Origin of the sequence: Sphingobacterium daejeonense (assembly GCF_901472535.1) — a bacterium.
In the GTDB taxonomy this organism is placed as follows: Bacteria; Bacteroidota; Bacteroidia; order Sphingobacteriales; family Sphingobacteriaceae; genus Sphingobacterium; species Sphingobacterium daejeonense.
This window is the reverse complement of record NZ_LR590470.1, coordinates 4,179,625-4,197,130: the sequence shown is the minus strand read 5'-3', so window position 1 is coordinate 4,197,130 and position 17,506 is coordinate 4,179,625. Positions and strand designations below refer to the sequence as shown.

The window sequence follows — 17,506 nt, the reverse complement described above, 5'->3', positions numbered from 1 at the left end:
GCAATTATTCGCTGATCATCGTTTTACGAATAAACCAAAAAGTTATGAGCTTAATCACACTAATATCAAAAAGAAAAGTCATTTCCTCATTTGCGGTACCATTTTTTCTGTTTTCTTCGGTATTGTTCCAGTCTTGTGAAAAGAAGGATCCAAATTGAACGAAGATGAATTTATTGTTACCTATTTAGACGAAAAATCAAAATGTTTTGGAGAATTGGTTGAATTCAGGGAAGAGGACCGTGAGAGAATTTCTAAGTTTTCAGGGAGAATGGTGTCTTCAGAGAAGATTGGCGTACTTAATTTCACTGGGAAATATAACAAAGGGAAACAAATTATCATTAAGGTTCGGAAACCAGATGATAATATATTCTGTACGGCGGAAGTTTTATGGTACGGAGCTGTATATTTAATAGAAGTTTTAGATTAAATTCTAGTATATAAAATTTAAAAGGGCGACATCATTCGATATCGCCCTTTGTTTGCTTTTATTATTTCTTAGCGAAATATAGTTTTTTGTCGATTTCATCACCGCCTAATTCAGCAGCTGCTTTTTTCCAGTTTTCAGGATTTAGCGTCTGTTGGTTTGTCGGATACCTTACACGATCAGGAAGGCGTGTTGCAACAACGTTTCCTGATTGTAGCGGAGTAAACACATAAGTTGAATTATCATTTGGCCTACGTCCAGTTTCTCCTGGCATTAACAGAATGTCAGAATCTGGATATCCTGTTCTTCTAAACTCATTCCAGGCTTCATCAGGATTGAAGAATAAAGTGATGTATTTCTGAGTCATCACATTTTTTTGATTTGCAGCAGGTAAAGCAGCTACATATTTATCTATGGCTGCAGCATCAATATTCTGACGTTCCATATTTGCTCTAACCCCTTTAATGTAATCAGCTTGGTTCCAATTATTAATTTCACTTAGAATAAATGCAACTTCTGAATACTCCATCAATACTTCACCTCTATCCACTTTTAGGATATCTTTTGCAAAGAAGTTCAAGTTAGCTTCGACAGTAAAGTATGCCTCAACTTTTGGCAACCCGTAAGGCATCCCTGTATATAACTTCATATCAGGAGAATCCTCATATCCTGCATTGTATTCAGGGAATGTGATATTCTTAGGAGCTGCGATTTTATATAATCTTGGGTCAAATCCAAATCCGCCTGTTGTACCTTTTAGTAAATTTATAAAGGAACTATTTGGCCAGAAGTCATTTCTTTTGCCTACATAGAAAGTCTTCCAAAATGGATTTCCTTCTGCATCTGAGGTTCCAGAAGCATGTATTGCATTGTCTGCATTTGAAGTGAAGACACCCGAATTTATTGCATCTTGGATCTCAGCATTTGCCGCAGGGTAAACGGCCTTTATTCTATTTGCGATTCTTAATCTCAAAGAATTTGCAAACTTTTTCCATTGACCAGCATCACCACCGTAGATATTGTCTCCATCTGTGAATACATCTTTTCCTACCTCCAATTGTGCAGCTGCCTCTTTCAATTCCTTCAATAAGTCTTTATAAACTTCTTCTTGAGATACATAAGCAGGGGCAAGATATTCCTCAATGTTTAATGCTTGAAAATCAGGATTATCTTTTTGTCCGTATGACCAGTAAGGAATATCCCCAAAGTGGGTAACCAAGTTGTCGAAAACATAAGCCAACATAATCCTAGAAGCTGCAATTTGGTTGGGAATACTACCCAAAGCTTCCATTTGAGCTACTAATTCTGGCGTCTCACATTTATCAATCACATCTTTGTAGTTACTAGCTGCACGATACAAAGCTGCCCAGCCATTGTTCGTTTGATTGGCCCTATATTGGTATTTATCTTCTTCAACATAGTTGTTCTGTGCTGAATATTGCATCCATGGCATTGACATTCTTGCCATCCACCAACCATCACGGGTATTGTCGAATAAAAATCTGTTTGCCCCATTAAAAATTGTATTTGTAGGTACAATTTCTGGATTATTGGGGTTCACATTTATTTCAGCTAAATCTTTTGTACAGGATACCATACTCATTGTGGAAATCCCGATTACAGAAGAAAGTAAAATTGCTTTTATATTTTTCATATGCTTAAGGTCAAATAATTAAAACTGTAATTTTAAGTTCAATCCAAAAGTTTTAGATGCCGGTAAGTTACCGCCTTCAAAACCTTGAATATTTCCACTACCTGTAGTTGCCATTTCTGGATCGAAGTTTTTATTTGCCAATCCCCATGCTGCTAAGTTTCTAGCGAAAGCAGAAATAGTTGCATTCTTGATCCTTAATTTACTTGTGAAAGTTGTTGGAAGATCGTAACCAAAAGTAATTTCACGAAGCTTAACATAATCAGCATCAAAAACGTTCTGAGAAGTAGGACCGCCATAGAAATGATTGAAGTAGGTTTCAGCATCAACTCTTGTTTCGTTCTTCGCAGTATTCGTTACAGTATAAGTTCCATCAGGATTACGAGTAACATCACCAGTTACACCATCAACAATAATTCCCTCCTCACGGATACCGTTTGCAGCGGTTTCTTCCAAAACACCAGTGTAGCTACCAAACATATTTGAGATAGAATAGAATTTACCTCCTTTTTGAATATCGATCAATGCACTAAGATTAAATGCTTTATATCTAAAGCTGTTTCTCCAACCGGCATTGAAATCAGGTAATATCGTACCTAAGTTTCTAACATCTGTACCTAGATAAAGACCATTTGCTCCCACTACTGGAGTTCCATTTGAATCACGGATAATATCAGTCGTATATATTTGTCCATATGGTTGATCAACCATCGCAATTAAACTTGCATTAAATGGAGCTGTTCCGATTGTTAGAGTTTGGATATCATCATATAATTCAATCAATTTATTTCTGTTTCTTGAAAAATTGATGTTTGATGTCCACTCATAATCTTCATGTCTTACTGGAACCAAGGTAAGCATAGCTTCAATACCTTGATTGTTCATTTTTCCAGCATTCATAAACTTCGCATTATAACCAGTTTCTGGACCGGTTTGAACATTCATGATAAGGTCAGTGGTAGTCTCATTGTAATAGGTTACATCAATTCCAACTCTATTCTGGAACATTTGCATCTCAACACCAAATTCATAAGACTTTTTAGATTCTGGTCTTAATTCCTCATTCATTTTACTTAAACTCTTAAGGAAATAAGGATTTCCAATATAAGTTGTGTTGGCATAAGTCGTGTTTAAATAGATATCTCTCAAACGATAAGGATCTGTATCATTACCTACTTGTGACCATCCTGCACGTAACTTACCAAAGTTTAACCAATCTGCTTTAACCAATTGAGAGAAAACCAAGGAACCGGTTACAGAAGGATAGAAATATGATGAGTTTTCTTTTGGTAGGGTAGATGACCAATCATTTCTCCATCCAAAATCTGCAAATAAGAAATCTTTGTAACCAAAAGAGAAATTACCGAATACGGAATTCACTCTCTTTTTGAAGTTTTTCAACCAAAGCAGAAGGCGCCTGAGAGCTGTTTGAAATAGAATAAAGATCTTTTACGATCAATCCACCATTAGTACTTGTGTTATTCAGTGCTCTAGTGGTGTTTCTTCTGTTGGTACCTATAAAAGCATTTAATGAGAAATCTTCCCATTTTTTGTCATAATGAACTCTAGCTTCATAGTTCATCTCCGTGAATTCACGGATGTTTTCCAAATATTCAGATACAGGTTGTGAACCTACGGCTGTACGCTCAGTTATTTTAAGCGTATAGTTGTCACCATAAATGTTACCTGTTGCATACAAGCCAGGAGCAATGTCATATTTCAATTCTACATTTCCATAAAAACGATCACGTTGGTCAGTAGCAATATTTTCATTGACAATCCAATAATAGTTGTCAGAATATTTAGGAGTCGCATTATTCCATGCTGTTCTGTTCCATGTCTTTTGTTCTCCCAAAGATGTTTTATAGTTCTTCAGACGGTCATAATCCAATTGAACCTGACCCCATTGGAACATTTTTTGGCCAATTGAATTACTTCCATATCCTTGTTCAGGACGGTTGTAACCATTGGTCCTAATATAATTGATCGTTCCTGTAGCAGTAAGTTTTTCGCCAAATTTATTGTTCACACTTAAAGCAACGGTTGTTCTCTTTAGATCTGAATTAGGTACGATACCAGATTGAGTTACATTTGATGCTGATAATCTAGCAGAAGTGTTTTCATAAGATTTAGCTAAAGCAATTGAATTCGTATAACTTACACCTGTATTAAAAAATGATCTATAATCTTTTGATGGATAAACCCAAGGTCTGGTTTTTAAATAATTTTGAGTGTCTTCAGGGTCGAAAGCATCCCAATGCAATACCTCCTGACCATCCAATTTAGGCCCCCAGGATTCATCTGCTGTATAATCGACTAGTTTATATTCTTTACCGTCAATCATTTGCGTAGCGAAGTCTGTTTCAAAACCACCACCATATAATTTTTGTAATTTCGGGGTAATACCTAATGACTCAAATCCAACTCCTGTGTTGAAAATGATTTCATCACGACCATTTTTAGCGTTTTTTTGTTTTGATTAACACAACACCGTTCGCTGCGCGTGCTCCATATAGCGCCGATGCCGGACCACCTTTAAGAACGTTTACAGACTCAATTTCATCTGGGTTGATGTCAAATCCTGTATCACCATAATCCCTACCACCTGCACCACGGTCAGTATTTGGATTATTGTAATTGGAGTTGTCCATCGGAATTCCATCAACAACAATCAATGGTTTGTTTTCACCTGTTAGGGATCCAATACCTCTAAGGACGATACGTGTAGATCCACCTAAACTCGAAGATGGAGCATTAATTACCGCACCGGCTACATTTCCTGATAATGATTGCAATGGATTTCCGCCTCTTGCAGCATTTAATACATCTCCTTTTACCTCCTGTGAAGCATATCCCAAGGATTTTTTATCTCTTGAAATACCTAATGCTGTTACCACAACTTCATCTAAGGCTTCATCATTTCGTACTAATTGTACATTAATAACGGTTTGATTGGAAATGGAAACTCGTTGTGAGCTGTAACCGATGTAAGAGAATGAAAGTTCTGTTGTTGGTTCGGTTAAGGTGAGGGTGTAATTACCACCTTCATCGGTCTGTGTTCCTACAGTTGTCCCAACTGCGGTTACTGAAACCCCTGCAATAGGGCTGCCGTCACTTGAGGAGGTGACTTTCCCAGTAATTTCTCGATTTTGCGCATAAGTGACTCCAACCAAGAGCACACATAGCACCAAAATACTAAGTACTTTTTGTTTCATAGTTCGTTGTTTTGTTTATCATAATGTGGCAACCGTCTTTATAGCTAAAGAGGTAATCGACAAGTAAATTTATTAAAATAAAAAGTAATGTTTTACATTTTTTAACATTTTATTTATTAATTCGGTTTAGATTGGAAAATAAATAAGAATATGTTATTTAAATACGTGTATTTTTTACTTAATAAATTGTGCTTTATTGAATTTATCAGCAAAATTAGGCTGATTAGGACATTTTCTGTTTAGTTTGATTCTTGATAAAGACTAATTTTAATCATTGTAACAATGCTATGTGTTCATAGTATTTATAAGCTAATTATTGAGCAAATTTTGAATCCTAATTATTAAAAAAATGGTTATTCCTCTTTTCGATAATTCATAATTTATGGAGCAAGCGCTTTATTATTAAATTTGTGCTATTTTAGGACTTTTCTTAATTGAAAAAAAGCACCATTATTAAAGTTGATTATGAGCATCATTACATTAAAAGAATTGGCGGCAAAATTGGGTCTATCGGTGTCTACCGTATCAAAAGCTTTGAACAATAGCTTTGAAATTAGTGATGAAACCAAAATTAGGGTCAGAAAAATGGCTCAAAAATATAATTATAAACCTAATATATTGGCGAAAAGCCTTAAAACTGGCCGTAGCAATTCAATTGGAGTTATCATTCCTTACTTAGGAAATCCATTTCAGTCCCAGGTCTTGGAAGGAGCTCACCAAGCTGCCTATGAAGGAAATTACAAACTTGTCTTTATGCAAAGCCGAGAGAATGCGAAGCTCGAACAAGAATCTTTAAAAACTTTGAACCAACAAAACGTAGACGGCGTAATTATCACTCCTTCTGCAAACAGCAATCTCAAATATCTAAAACAATTTCATCAAATCTGTCCCCTAGTCCTCGTCGATAGAATAGATTTTGATTTGCCGACTTTTAAAATTGGTGTGAACAGTGAAAAAGGTGCTTATGATGCCACTCAGCATTTAATCAATTCAGGGCGTAAGAACATTTTAGTGCTCTGCGGAATGAATATTGGAATCAACCAAAAAAGAATTTCCGGATATAATAAAGCTTTGATGGCTAATTTTATACCTTTTAATAAAGAAAATATAATCCAGGTCGATTATGGCCAATCAAGAGAAGATTTAATTAAAAACCTAACTCAAATTTTAAAGGATAAATTAAATCAAAATTCTGAACCTATGGGAATATTAGGTACAACAGATACCCTGACGGTTTCTTGCCTCGGAATTCTATCAAACCTAGGGATAAAAGTGCCGGAACAAGTATCTGTTATCGGCTTTGCAAATACCGAGGCTGCAGAGTCCTTAAATCCATCCTTATCCACAATTATCCAACCTGCTTTTGAAATTGGACAGAAAGGGGTTGAAAAATTAATTCAACTCATTGAATCTAAGGATAGGTTCAAAATGGATTTTGACACAACTATCCTAGATACATTTATCGTTGCCCGAAACTCTACTAAAGTTTGACGGGTTTCATTTTAGGAACCAAAATCTTCATGATAATCCATGCGATTAAATAAGCCAAAGCACAAAAGGTAAATACAATCATGTATCCTTGATCTATACCATTGGCTACGGTTTCACCCTGAGAAGAAAGTTGCTTCAGGAACTCTTCGATATTGGCAACACCATTTTGCTCAAAAAAAGCATTCCTAGTTTCTACGTTAGCTATTTCAGGAAATCTGCTCAGCAGATTTTCGCCATTTACCTCGCTCCAATGTGTCTCAGCATAATCAAATAACTTTCCAGAATAGATATTGATGAAAAATGAACCTAGTCCTCCAGCTAATCCTCCTATGCCCGTTACAGTAGCAATTGCCTTTTTGGGAAACATATCTCCAATCGTAGAGAATATATTGGCTGACCAAGATTGATGTGCAGCAGCACCAATACCGATCAAGATTGTTGGAATCCAAAAAGAATAATGCCCAAATGGCTGAGCCAATAGAACCAATAATGGGAAAAATGCAAATATCAACATCGCACGCATTCTCCCCGCATATGCATTCATGCCTTTGTTGATGAAATATGAAGGTAACCAACCGCCAATCAAGGAAAGCATCGTAATGCTATATAGCACAAACAAAGCTAATTGACCATTTAAGTCGGAAGACTTAACTCCATAAACAGAGCTTAAATATGCGGGCATCCAAAATAAATAAAACCACCAAACTCCGTCGGTCATAAATTTACCTACTGCAAATGCCCAAGTTTGATTATGTTTTAAGCAGTTGAGTATACTCACCTTTCCTTGCGTCAAAGGTATTGTAACATCGTGTTGTTGTGCTTCGATGATGTCATCTTGCTGGATATATTCCAATTCCGCCTGGTTTACCTTCGGATGCGACTCCGGTTTATCGTACATGAAAATCCAATATCCCATCCATACAAATCCCAATGCTCCAATTATAATAAATGACATTTCCCAACCCCAGTATTTAGCAATGACAGGAATACACAATGGAGCAATCAATGCACCAATAGTAGAACCGGCATTAAATATACTTGTGGCAAACGCTCTGTCTTTTTTAGGGAAGTACTCCGCAGTTGTTTTGATCGCTGCTGGGAAGTTTCCAGCCTCACCTATGGCTAAAACAAATCGAGCAAAAATAAATAAGACAACACTGACATTGATAACCCTAGAAAAATCATGAACGTTTTTTATGGCTTCCTTTGCCCCTTCAAAATCAACAAACCATTCTCCTGCGACAATGCCTGATGTAGCTATTCCACAGAATGCATGGAGGATGGCTCCAACTGACCAAACAGCAATCGCCCATAGAAAACCTTTTTTTGTGTCCATCCAATCAATAAATCGACCGGCAAACAACATCCCAACAGCATAGAAAATCGAGAATAGGGCAGTGATCAAACCATAATCATTATTCGTCCAGTGGAATTCTGGAGAAATAAAATCTTTCCACGTTAAGGATAGTACTTGCCTGTCCAAGTAATTAATGGTCGTTGCGAAAAATAGGAGGGCACATATAGTCCATCTATATTTGCTGGCTTTTTGGTCAGTCATAAGGCTGCTTATAAGGTTAACAGTTTATAATTACTATAATTATCAAAATAATACATCGAAATAAAAAGAAATATTTACTTAAACGTTTTCGAAGATTTTAATACATTCCTTATATACAATATTTATTTATCCCTAAATCGAAATCGATTTCGCAGATATTAATACCATTCGTATAAACTTATGGTAACTTATAAATTCTAAAACAAATTAAAAATGGAATTAACCTTTGATAGTCGATACGCAATCGGACCTAATGAATCAAAAAACCTAGATACTGAAGGTTTAAGAAAAAACTTCCTAATCGAAAAATTATTTTTGAGAGATGGTATTCACTTTACCTATAGCCATTATGACCGCTATATGGCTGGTGGAGCTATGCCTGTCAACGAAAAACTAAAACTGGAAACTATTGAACATCTTTTGAAGGAAGATTATTTCTTGAGCAGAAGAGAACTTGGAATTATCAATGTTGGTGGAAATGGTAAAGTAGAGGTTGATGGTGAACTATTCGAACTCAATTTTAAGGAAACCCTATACATTGGTAAAGGGAATAAAGAAGTATATTTCATTAGTAATGACCCTTCTAATCCGTCAAAATTCTATATGAATTCGACCCCAGCGCATCATTCATATCCTACAAAGAAGGTAACTAAAGAACAGGCGAATAAAATTGAACTTGGATCATTGGAAACCTCAAATCATAGAGTTATCAATCAGATGTTGCTACATACAGTTATTGAAACCTGTCAATTGCAGATGGGCATGACAGAGCTGCAAGTAGGTTCAGTATGGAATACCATGCCTGCCCATACCCATGACCGCAGAATGGAAGTTTATTTTTATTTTGATCTGCCTGAAGGTCAATCTGTTTCTCATTTCATGGGTCCCGTAAATCAAACCCGCCATATTTGGATGCAAAATGAACAAGCTGTAATTTCTCCACCTTGGTCAATCCATGCCGGGGCAGGGACAAGCAATTATACGTTCATATGGGGAATGGCAGGTGAAAATATGGACTATGATGATATGGACAAAAGTCCAATAACAGAACTTAGGTAATATGAAAAAGATTTGGCTAACCATACTGACTATAGCTGTTGCTGCACAAGGATACGCTCAGAAATATATTCAAATAAGCAACCCAACAAACCATACTAGAAATGAATTGATTTCTATTCCTTATGATAGGTTTACATCGCATTTTCTCATGGATAGTATTTTTACTATAAAAGATGAAAAAGGCAAGATCCTCCCTCATCAGTTGGAGAAATTGGGAGCTGTACATCCAGTCAATGTGCTTGTTTTAGTCAATATTGGACCTAAATCTAAACTCAAGCTTTCAGTAGAGCAAACAGCAAGCCCAAACACTGAATCCAAAACCTTTGCTCGATATGTACCAGAAAGGTTCGATGATTTCGCATGGGAAAACGATGTTCTTGCTTTCAGAATGTATGGTAAGGCCCTCGAAGGAAGACCCGATGATGCTCAAGGAATGGATGTATGGGCAAAGAGAACGGATCAATTAGTCATTGACAAGTGGTATAAAACAGAAGATTACCATAAAGATCATGGTGAAGGACTGGATTATTATTCGGTAGGGCAGACTCTGGGAGCTGGTGATATAGGTCTATTTATCAATGACTCATTGATGTATACCAAACATTATCGTAGGTATAAAATCTTAGATAATGGGCCATTAAGAACGACTTTTCTGTTAGAATTCGATCCTGAAAATGTGGAGGGACAACATATTACCTTCAGTAAAATGTTCAGTTTGGACGCAGGAAGTAACTTTAATAAAATCACCCTAAAAATTTGAAAATCAAAACATGGGTGAAACTCCAATCGCAATCGGTATTGTAAAAAGGAAAGAAGAAAACCCATTATTGACCTTTGCTAAGAACCCTACGTCATTGACTTACTGGGAACCAGAAATCAACAACAGTGGAAAAATAGGAGTAGCAGTAATAGTTCCAGAAAAAGATGTGAAATATAGCAATGTCAGACCAGAACAAGCCCTAATGATCTCGAAAGTCAAAAATGAAAAAGACTTTATATATTATAACGGTGCTGCTTGGAATAGAGCTGGGAAAATAACTAATGAGAATGAGTGGAATAAAGCTGTTGAAATCTATAAGGAGAATTTAAAGCATCCACTAAAAACAGTATTAAAATAAATAGCATGTCAATTTTAAGTTCATTTAATTTAACAGGAAAACTAGCCTTGGTGACAGGCTGCAAGCGCGGAATTGGTAAAGCTATGGCCGAAGGCTTAGCAGAAGCCGGTGCAGACATAATCGGAGTTTCTGCAAATCTAGAATTAGAAGGTTCAGAAATAGAAAAATCTGTTAAGGCCTTGGGCAGGAATTTTTATGCTTATCAGTGTGATTTTTCAAAGAGGCAAGATCTTTATTCATTTATTGAAAAGCTGAAAGGTTCGCATCCTACAATCGATATTCTTTTCAATAATGCTGGCAATATTTTAAGGAAGCCGGCAATAGAACATCCTGATGAATATTGGGACCAAATAATTGAAATCAATCAAAATGCCCAATTTATCCTGACGGAGAGAAATCGGAAAAGATATGGTTGCTCGTGGATCTGGCAAGGTTATATTCACTGCTTCACTCTTATCATTTCAGGGTGGCGTCAATGTGCCGGGATACGCCGCCTCTAAAGGCGCTATCGCATCTCTGACTAAAGCTTTTGCAAATGAATGGGCAAGCAAAGGGGTCAACGTAAATGCTATAGCACCAGGTTATATCGCTACGGATAATACCGAGACTTTGAGGAATGATGCCAATCGTTCAGCCTCTATCCTTGACCGTATACCTGCCGGAAGATGGGGTGAAGCAGAAGATTTTAAAGGTCCTGCGGTGTTTCTTGCCTCTGAAGCCTCCAATTATGTACATGGAACTATCCTAACAGTCGATGGTGGCTGGATGGGCAGATAAAAAATAAGGGGCTATCCAATGGATAACCCCTAAACTATTTATTATAACTATCAACTTTATTTTAATTTCTTGAGCCTAGTTAATGCCTCTAAGTAATAATAATCTGCGTAGGTAAGTGGTACATCTACTTCCGAATTATGGGGTAAACTTCCTACACTGTGCTTTAATAGAAATCCACCATTCGTTTTGTAATCTGCAAAGTATTCAGGGCTTGATAAAGTCTTTAGGCTTTCTTTTGCAAAATCCAAGAATATCTTTTTATCCTTGCCTTTGGAAAATGTGGAAAGTTCTACCAAAGCTGATGCTACAATAGCTGCAGCAGATGCATCCCTCGGTACTGGCGAGATATTTCTTCCTGTAAAATCCACATCTGATTTATATCCTTCCTGATGGGCATTGAAGTCCCAATTTGGAATTTTATCCGATGGAAGGTTTGCATGATTCATGTAGAATTTCGCAGCCTGTTGAGCAGTTTTTAAATATTCCGGATCCTTGGTTTCCCTGTACATCATGGTAAATCCATAGATTGCCCATGCCTGTCCACGTGCCCAAGTCGAGTTGTCAGCATAACCTTGGTTGGTTTGATGATGTATAGCTTTTCCAGTTTCATCATAATCAACAACATGGTAAGTACTGTAATCTGGGCGGAAATGATTTTTCATCGTTTGGTTGGCATGACTGATCGCTACTTTTTTATATTTTGGATCACCCGTTATATCTGAGGTATAACACAACATCTCCAAGTTCATCATATTGTCGATAATGACAGGATATTTCCAAATAGTCCTATTGTCCCAAGCTTTCTTTTCATTCCATGACTTGATTACCCCGACCTTTTCATCAAATCTTTTCAATGCTGTGTTCGAAGAATGGATAATAATATCTTTATATTCTTTAACCTTTGCCGGATCTTTTAAATATTTAATGGCATTACCATAGGAACAATACATCACGAAACCTATATCATGATGTTGGTCTAAATCTTTGGCTTTTTCTAATTTTTCTGTCCATTTAATTGCCTCAGCTTTAGTTTCCTCGTTCGCAGTTTGATGATATAAATACCATAATGAACCCGGAAAAAATCCACCGGTCCAATCCCATTCGTCTGTACCTACAAGTTTGCCGTCTTTGGTAGTTCTTGGGAATTTGTTTAATACATCTGCTTCTTTAGCTAAGAAATTATATTGTTTGTCGGCTTTCTTGAAAATTTCAGGAATGAAATCCTCTTGATGCGGTTTCATACTGATCATCAATACGGATGCCGCAGCAGCTAATAACGATGTGATTTTGATTCTCATATCTGATGGTTCTAATAAGTTACGTAATAATCTTTAGGGAATTTTTGTCCTGAAAAGGCTTTTTGAGAAGTCCAAGGTTCTGCTTTAGCAGTCCAGAATTCATCATCCGCCGGTAACCCCAATGCTAAAAAGGATAATGATGCTTCATACAAAGAGCCGGTATTGGTATAGGAATCAGCAATGTTTCCTTGTTGTGAGGATGTTAAACCTAATACTAACCAACCGTATTTATCATAAATATCATGGCTATATATCTTTTTGAGCATAGCGGTCATAGCTCCTCTAACTTGAGATGGCTTTAAAGTGGCCGGTAATTTTTTATCCAATGCAACAGCTGACAAAGGCTGAAAACCGCCATTTCTGTAGGTTGAACTTCTGCCGATTACAGGATAGTACCCTTCAGGTGAAATCATTCTTTCCAAATGCTCAGCATACCTTTGCATCCTTTTATATGCACGGTCATACTTCTCTTGATAAGCAGGAGATACTTTGGCATTATGCTTTAATGTTTCTACTAACATGCAATGAATAACATATCCATTGTAGTAGTCATAGCTGAACCTAGCGCCATCACTATACCAACCATCGCCAACATACCAATCCTTGTCAAATTTATCGATAGCATGGTCAATTTTCTTTCTATCAGGTTCGACTCCAACGGTCAGTAAAAAGGTTTCTGTCATAGATGCAAACAATAGCCAATTGCTTTGATTGGGCGTAATCCATCGGATATGCTTAAACTCCTCAATAAGTTGCTTTTTAGTATTTTCAGGAAGTGGCTCCCATAATGCTTTTGGGGCACGCAGTAACCCTAAAGCTAAATGTGCAGCATCTACCAACGTCTGTGTTGACTTGTCTCTCCATGCAAAATAATCCGGAGAACTAGGGTCGACTCCATGCTGAATACCCAGTAAAGCTTGTTGTAAAAATTTACTTCTTATTTTGCCTTCATTGCTATTGTCTGCAGGTAAAGCAAGCCAAGGAGCAATTCCAGCCATTAAACGTCCGAAAGCTTCCAAATACCCAACCTTTGAATTTCTGCTATCAAAGGATTCTGAAACAATCATTGGCATATTTTTCTGGAAAGTACCTTTGCTAATGTTTTCAAGAATGGGTGTAGCCATTTTGCTGATCACCGAAACCCAATATGCTCTATCATTTGATGTGTCATATTCAGAAATGCTATGTTGCATTTTTATTTCAGAACCATGAAGGTTGGTTTTTGCAAGGGTAAATCCTCCCAAAAAGTAAACCCGCTTTTTGAATCCATGTTCTCCGTTTCATAATTTTAGTTTATAATAAATTTATAACTTCCTTTCGAATTTAACTTTTTTGCTTTCAGAGATAGTCTATAAATTCTAGGCCCCCAAACATTACTTAGTCTCGGGTCATCTTGCTCGATAGTTTCCTGTGTAGCCTCAAATAACTTAGGGTCAAATTTTAAAGAGGAGTTGCCATTATTCAAAATCACTATCCCGTCTTCAATTTTTGGTTCTGAAGCCAATAAGAAATGAATAATGTTCTCTTTTTTAGGATTTGAGATATCAAATTCATCAGTGATAATAAGTTCATTGTTATTGATTTTATACTTCCTAACCCATGAATTAATATTAGCTTCTTCAGGATAAGCACCTGCAATGTCAAGTTTGAACTCGTTTGTCTTCCCATCAAATGAAGCATTTTTTGATTTGTACTTTGCACCAAATGGTTGTTCATAACCATTTATTTGTGGTAAATTATGATAATCACTCTGCATTGTCCAAATATCATAACGCTCTTTACTGAAAGTTTTCTTGTTATAAGTTCCTACTCCGGCATCAATAAACATGGGTTGTTTATCCTTATAAAGGATAAAAGTCCCTATATCATTGTGGTTGTGACTTTCATTATTAAATCCCCCTTTGGCAGCAAAAAATATATCCTTATTTCGAATATATAAAAACTCAGTCTCAGGATACCATTTATTTGGGTTGTTTGGTAATTTGGCTGTTTCATTTTGTATAGATTCCACAGTTCTTAAATTTTCCAAACTTCTAAAGGCATCTCTGGTTATGGATATTTTATTAGGTCTATTTTCCAATAAATATTTGGCAAACTGTTTCATTTCAAGGCTACCAACAGACTCACCGTACCGATATATCAATAAAGGATCGCCACCACCTTTGGCTGAAGCATCCGCAAAATTAACCACCCAAGAATCACCTCCGATATAAGATTGAGAAATATATTCTCCCATATCCTTGATGACTTTTTGATCAAATAAATTCACTTTATTGCCAGTAGATAGGGACAGTAATTCAAGGTAGTCGTATAATTTTCCTGCGGCATGTCCCCAATATGACGGTCCTTCTTCACATGCACCATCTATCTTCACATAGTTGATGAATTTATCAACTGACCTCATGGTTTTATAAATACCTTCAACCTTTAGATTCTCATTATCTTCAATCAATAATAAACAGGTCAATACATTGAAATTACACCATGGATTCCAGTTGTTCACCATTTTATTTTCCTTAAGTTCGAGTGCTTGCCACCACATATCATTTCTATTCATGTAGGGCTCAACGATTCGAGAATAAATATTGCTTTTCAACCTGCTGCTAATTTCGGGATTCACCTTGTCCATGTCCTCCTTTAGGAAATAGTGAATCCAAGACAGCAATGAACCCATGTCACCCGCCATCAGGTCTACTACATGCACACCTGCTTGTGCCAATGTTCTTTTCGAGGGTTGATAAGCTGGAACATGAGCAGATAATGACCATGTACTCATTTCTGTAAAATACCAAACCCCATTAATGATCTGATCCAAAAACCTACCTTTGCCTTCAGCCAATTCCGCAAAAAATAAATTGCTGAGCGCAGTAGCATTTTCATTCATCGGTTTCTCCATAATGACCCTAGAACCATCTCGCTCATAAGCTAAGTAATCGGTAGCTTTTACAACTTGCCATTGATAGGTCAAAGCTTGTTCACCCTTTTCAATTATATTCGAGTAAACAGGCTCAGTCAATTTTTTCCAACCTTCACGATCGGAATAGGATGGATATGGAACCCATTCGGCATTTTTCAATAAACTGCTATTTAGATCAGATTGGCTGAAATTCTTGCACAATAAATCCAAAGGATTATCAGTTTTTCCACTTGCAAAAGCAGAAAAACTGATAATGAAAACTAAAATGTAGCTGATAAGATTTTTCATATTACCATCCTTGATTTTGTACTAAATTTGGATTCATTTCTATTTCAGCTCCAGGTATTGGCCAGATGACATGTCTCGTTTGATAGCCACGAGTTAACAGGTTATCACCAACAATGCTCTTCTCAATGAAATTATTGGAAACTTCGGTAAGCTGATTCCATCTTTTCAGGTCAAAATAACGATGTCCTTCAGCAGCCAACTCGACTTTCCTTTCGTGGGAAATCCGGTTTTGCATCTCCTGCTTGCTTGATACTGCTAAAAATGCTGGACCGGAATTAAGTCCTGGCATAGAAGAACGAGTTCTAACTTTATTAAGTTCTGCTATTGCTTGACTCAGTTCTCCGTTTTCATTATATGCCTCTGCTAACATCAAGAATACATCCGCTAACCGAATAATCGGGAAGTTGATAGGCGTATGTGCACGATCTGTAAGTGCTCCTTTTAGGTTGCCCTCTGGTACAAATTTCCTCCACATATATGTCAACCATCCGCGGTTGTTTCTAATTTGCCCAAAGTTCTCATTGACGCCAGTTGCCAAAACCAATTTCATGTTCCTTTCTTGATTTGCATTCCAACCTAAATAGTCAGAATAAGGAACAATTAATGATTGATTCATTCTCGGATCTCTGTTTGCATAGATGCTTCTGATTTTGGCAGTGTCAGGTAGATGAGTATAAGTGCCATTGGTATGCGTAGCCATCATTGCTTCTCTTTTAACAGCATTGTCGGCATTGTAATTAGCATAATGGTCATCCCAATTGAATGGTGAGCCATCCTTGTTCTCATAACTGTCCGCAAATCTTGTACTTGGCATCACGTTGTTCCAACAGCTTCCAAATGTTGATCTCGACCCCATGTAAAATGCCATCGGCATGCCATAAGGAAAACCAGTTCCACCCATGTTCTGAATAGAAAAAATAGCCTCAGCGCTGTTATCTCCTTCCATTTTGAACAGTGAGCTGTAATCAGAACTTAACGAGTAGTTATAAGGGGCAGTTTTGTTGTACACTACATCCTCAAAATCTTTGATCGCATTTGCCCAATTTTTTTGATAAAGATAGACCTTCCCTCTTAATGCCACAGCAGCACCTTTTGTTACTCTACCTTTATATTTGTCGTCATATTTAACAGGTAAATTCTCAATAGCAAAAGTCAAATCATCAATGATAAATTTTTGTACATCAGCTAAGGAAGATTTAGGGTTTTTCAGGTCTGCAAAATCCTTATTCAGATCAACTGACTCATCATAAATCGGTAATCCTCCAAATAGATTGCTCAATTGAAAATACATCAAGCCACGTAAAAATTTAGCTTCAGAAATCATGATGTTTTTCTTTTCTGCATCGATTTCCATGTTCTGAATATTCCTTATGGCATGGTTAGCACGTTGGATCAAATCATATCCACTTTTCCACCTGCTGGTAACTGTTCCGGTTCTGTCTGTGAATGTTCCTGCAATGATATCGCCAAAGCCGACATCATAACCAATCCCAACATCTGTTAAATCATCATAAGCGAACTGAATCCCAAAAGTTCCTTCTTTCTTAAGGTCATTGTAAATACCAAGAACACCAGCCAACGCCTGATCCTCAGTCTGCCAAAATGTGTTTCCACTAACTTGGTTATATGGAACCGTGTCCAACTTGTAACAAGAACTCAATGCCAAACAAGCTGAAATATATAATAAAGTTATCTTTTTCATTTTTAATC

The 17,506-nt window shown here is 36.8% G+C and carries 14 protein-coding genes and 1 pseudogene; 6 read left to right on the top strand and 9 right to left on the bottom strand.

Annotated features, from left to right (window positions below):
- Positions 1–154 precede the first annotated feature (154 nt).
- Positions 155–427, top strand: a complete 273-nt coding sequence (locus FGL31_RS20025; RefSeq protein ID WP_138093982.1) for a hypothetical protein — start codon at positions 155–157, stop codon at positions 425–427.
- A 61-nt stretch (positions 428–488) separates the two neighbouring features.
- Here the strand turns inward: FGL31_RS20025 and FGL31_RS20020 are convergent, their stop codons facing one another.
- The 4 genes from FGL31_RS20020 to FGL31_RS23905 form a co-directional block, all read right to left on the bottom strand.
- Positions 489–2,078, bottom strand: coding sequence for a SusD/RagB family nutrient-binding outer membrane lipoprotein (locus FGL31_RS20020; RefSeq protein WP_138093980.1), 1,590 nt, complete (start codon positions 2,076–2,078; stop codon positions 489–491).
- An 18-nt stretch (positions 2,079–2,096) separates the two neighbouring features.
- On the bottom strand, positions 2,097–3,455 hold the full coding sequence (locus tag FGL31_RS23915; RefSeq protein ID WP_197734331.1) for a SusC/RagA family TonB-linked outer membrane protein: 1,359 nt from the start codon (positions 3,453–3,455) through the stop codon (positions 2,097–2,099).
- Positions 3,436–4,419, bottom strand: coding sequence for a hypothetical protein (locus tag FGL31_RS23910; protein ID WP_197734330.1), 984 nt, complete (start codon positions 4,417–4,419; stop codon positions 3,436–3,438). The genes FGL31_RS23915 and FGL31_RS23910 overlap by 20 nt, the downstream gene beginning before the upstream one ends.
- 115 nt (positions 4,420–4,534) lie before the next feature.
- On the bottom strand, positions 4,535–5,290 hold the full coding sequence (locus tag FGL31_RS23905) for a carboxypeptidase-like regulatory domain-containing protein (protein WP_197734329.1): 756 nt from the start codon (positions 5,288–5,290) through the stop codon (positions 4,535–4,537).
- A gap of 465 nt (positions 5,291–5,755) precedes the next feature.
- On the opposite strand from FGL31_RS23905, the gene FGL31_RS20010 reads away from it, so the two are divergent.
- Positions 5,756–6,781, top strand: coding sequence for a LacI family DNA-binding transcriptional regulator (locus tag FGL31_RS20010; protein ID WP_138093978.1), 1,026 nt, complete (start codon positions 5,756–5,758; stop codon positions 6,779–6,781).
- On the opposite strand, the gene FGL31_RS20005 is transcribed toward FGL31_RS20010, so the two are convergent.
- Complete coding sequence (locus FGL31_RS20005) at positions 6,771–8,339, bottom strand: MFS transporter (protein ID WP_138093976.1); 1,569 nt, start codon at positions 8,337–8,339, stop codon at positions 6,771–6,773. The genes FGL31_RS20010 and FGL31_RS20005 overlap by 11 nt on opposite strands.
- Positions 8,340–8,552: 213 nt before the next feature.
- On the opposite strand from FGL31_RS20005, the gene kduI reads away from it, so the two are divergent.
- The 4 genes and pseudogenes from kduI (at position 8,553) to FGL31_RS30450 (ending at position 11,293) form a co-directional block, all read left to right on the top strand.
- A complete protein-coding gene (kduI, locus tag FGL31_RS20000) occupies positions 8,553–9,398 on the top strand; it encodes a 5-dehydro-4-deoxy-D-glucuronate isomerase (protein WP_138093974.1) in 846 nt (281 codons plus the stop codon).
- A 1-nt stretch (position 9,399) separates the two neighbouring features.
- Positions 9,400–10,158, top strand: coding sequence for a DUF4861 family protein (locus tag FGL31_RS19995; protein WP_262709192.1), 759 nt, complete (start codon positions 9,400–9,402; stop codon positions 10,156–10,158).
- A 10-nt stretch (positions 10,159–10,168) separates the two neighbouring features.
- Positions 10,169–10,516, top strand: a complete 348-nt coding sequence (locus FGL31_RS28435) for a DUF4861 family protein (RefSeq protein ID WP_262709191.1) — start codon at positions 10,169–10,171, stop codon at positions 10,514–10,516.
- 5 nt (positions 10,517–10,521) lie between these two features.
- Positions 10,522–11,293 (top strand): annotated as a pseudogene (locus tag FGL31_RS30450) (SDR family oxidoreductase).
- A gap of 56 nt (positions 11,294–11,349) precedes the next feature.
- On the opposite strand, the gene FGL31_RS19985 reads toward FGL31_RS30450, so the two are convergent.
- The 4 genes from FGL31_RS19985 to FGL31_RS19970 are packed head-to-tail and all read right to left on the bottom strand — an operon-like array spanning position 11,350 to position 17,498.
- Positions 11,350–12,591, bottom strand: a complete 1,242-nt coding sequence (locus FGL31_RS19985; protein WP_171017738.1) for a glycoside hydrolase family 88 protein — start codon at positions 12,589–12,591, stop codon at positions 11,350–11,352.
- Between the two features lie 11 nt (positions 12,592–12,602).
- Positions 12,603–13,835 (bottom strand): DUF2264 domain-containing protein, encoded by a 1,233-nt coding sequence (locus FGL31_RS19980; protein ID WP_232047012.1) that lies wholly within the window; start codon positions 13,833–13,835, stop codon positions 12,603–12,605.
- Positions 13,836–13,879: 44 nt separating this feature from the next.
- Positions 13,880–15,796, bottom strand: coding sequence for a heparinase II/III domain-containing protein (locus FGL31_RS19975; RefSeq protein WP_138093972.1), 1,917 nt, complete (start codon positions 15,794–15,796; stop codon positions 13,880–13,882).
- 1 nt (position 15,797) lies between these two features.
- Positions 15,798–17,498, bottom strand: a complete 1,701-nt coding sequence (locus tag FGL31_RS19970) for a RagB/SusD family nutrient uptake outer membrane protein (RefSeq protein WP_138093970.1) — start codon at positions 17,496–17,498, stop codon at positions 15,798–15,800.
- Between the last annotated feature and the right edge of the window lie 8 nt (positions 17,499–17,506).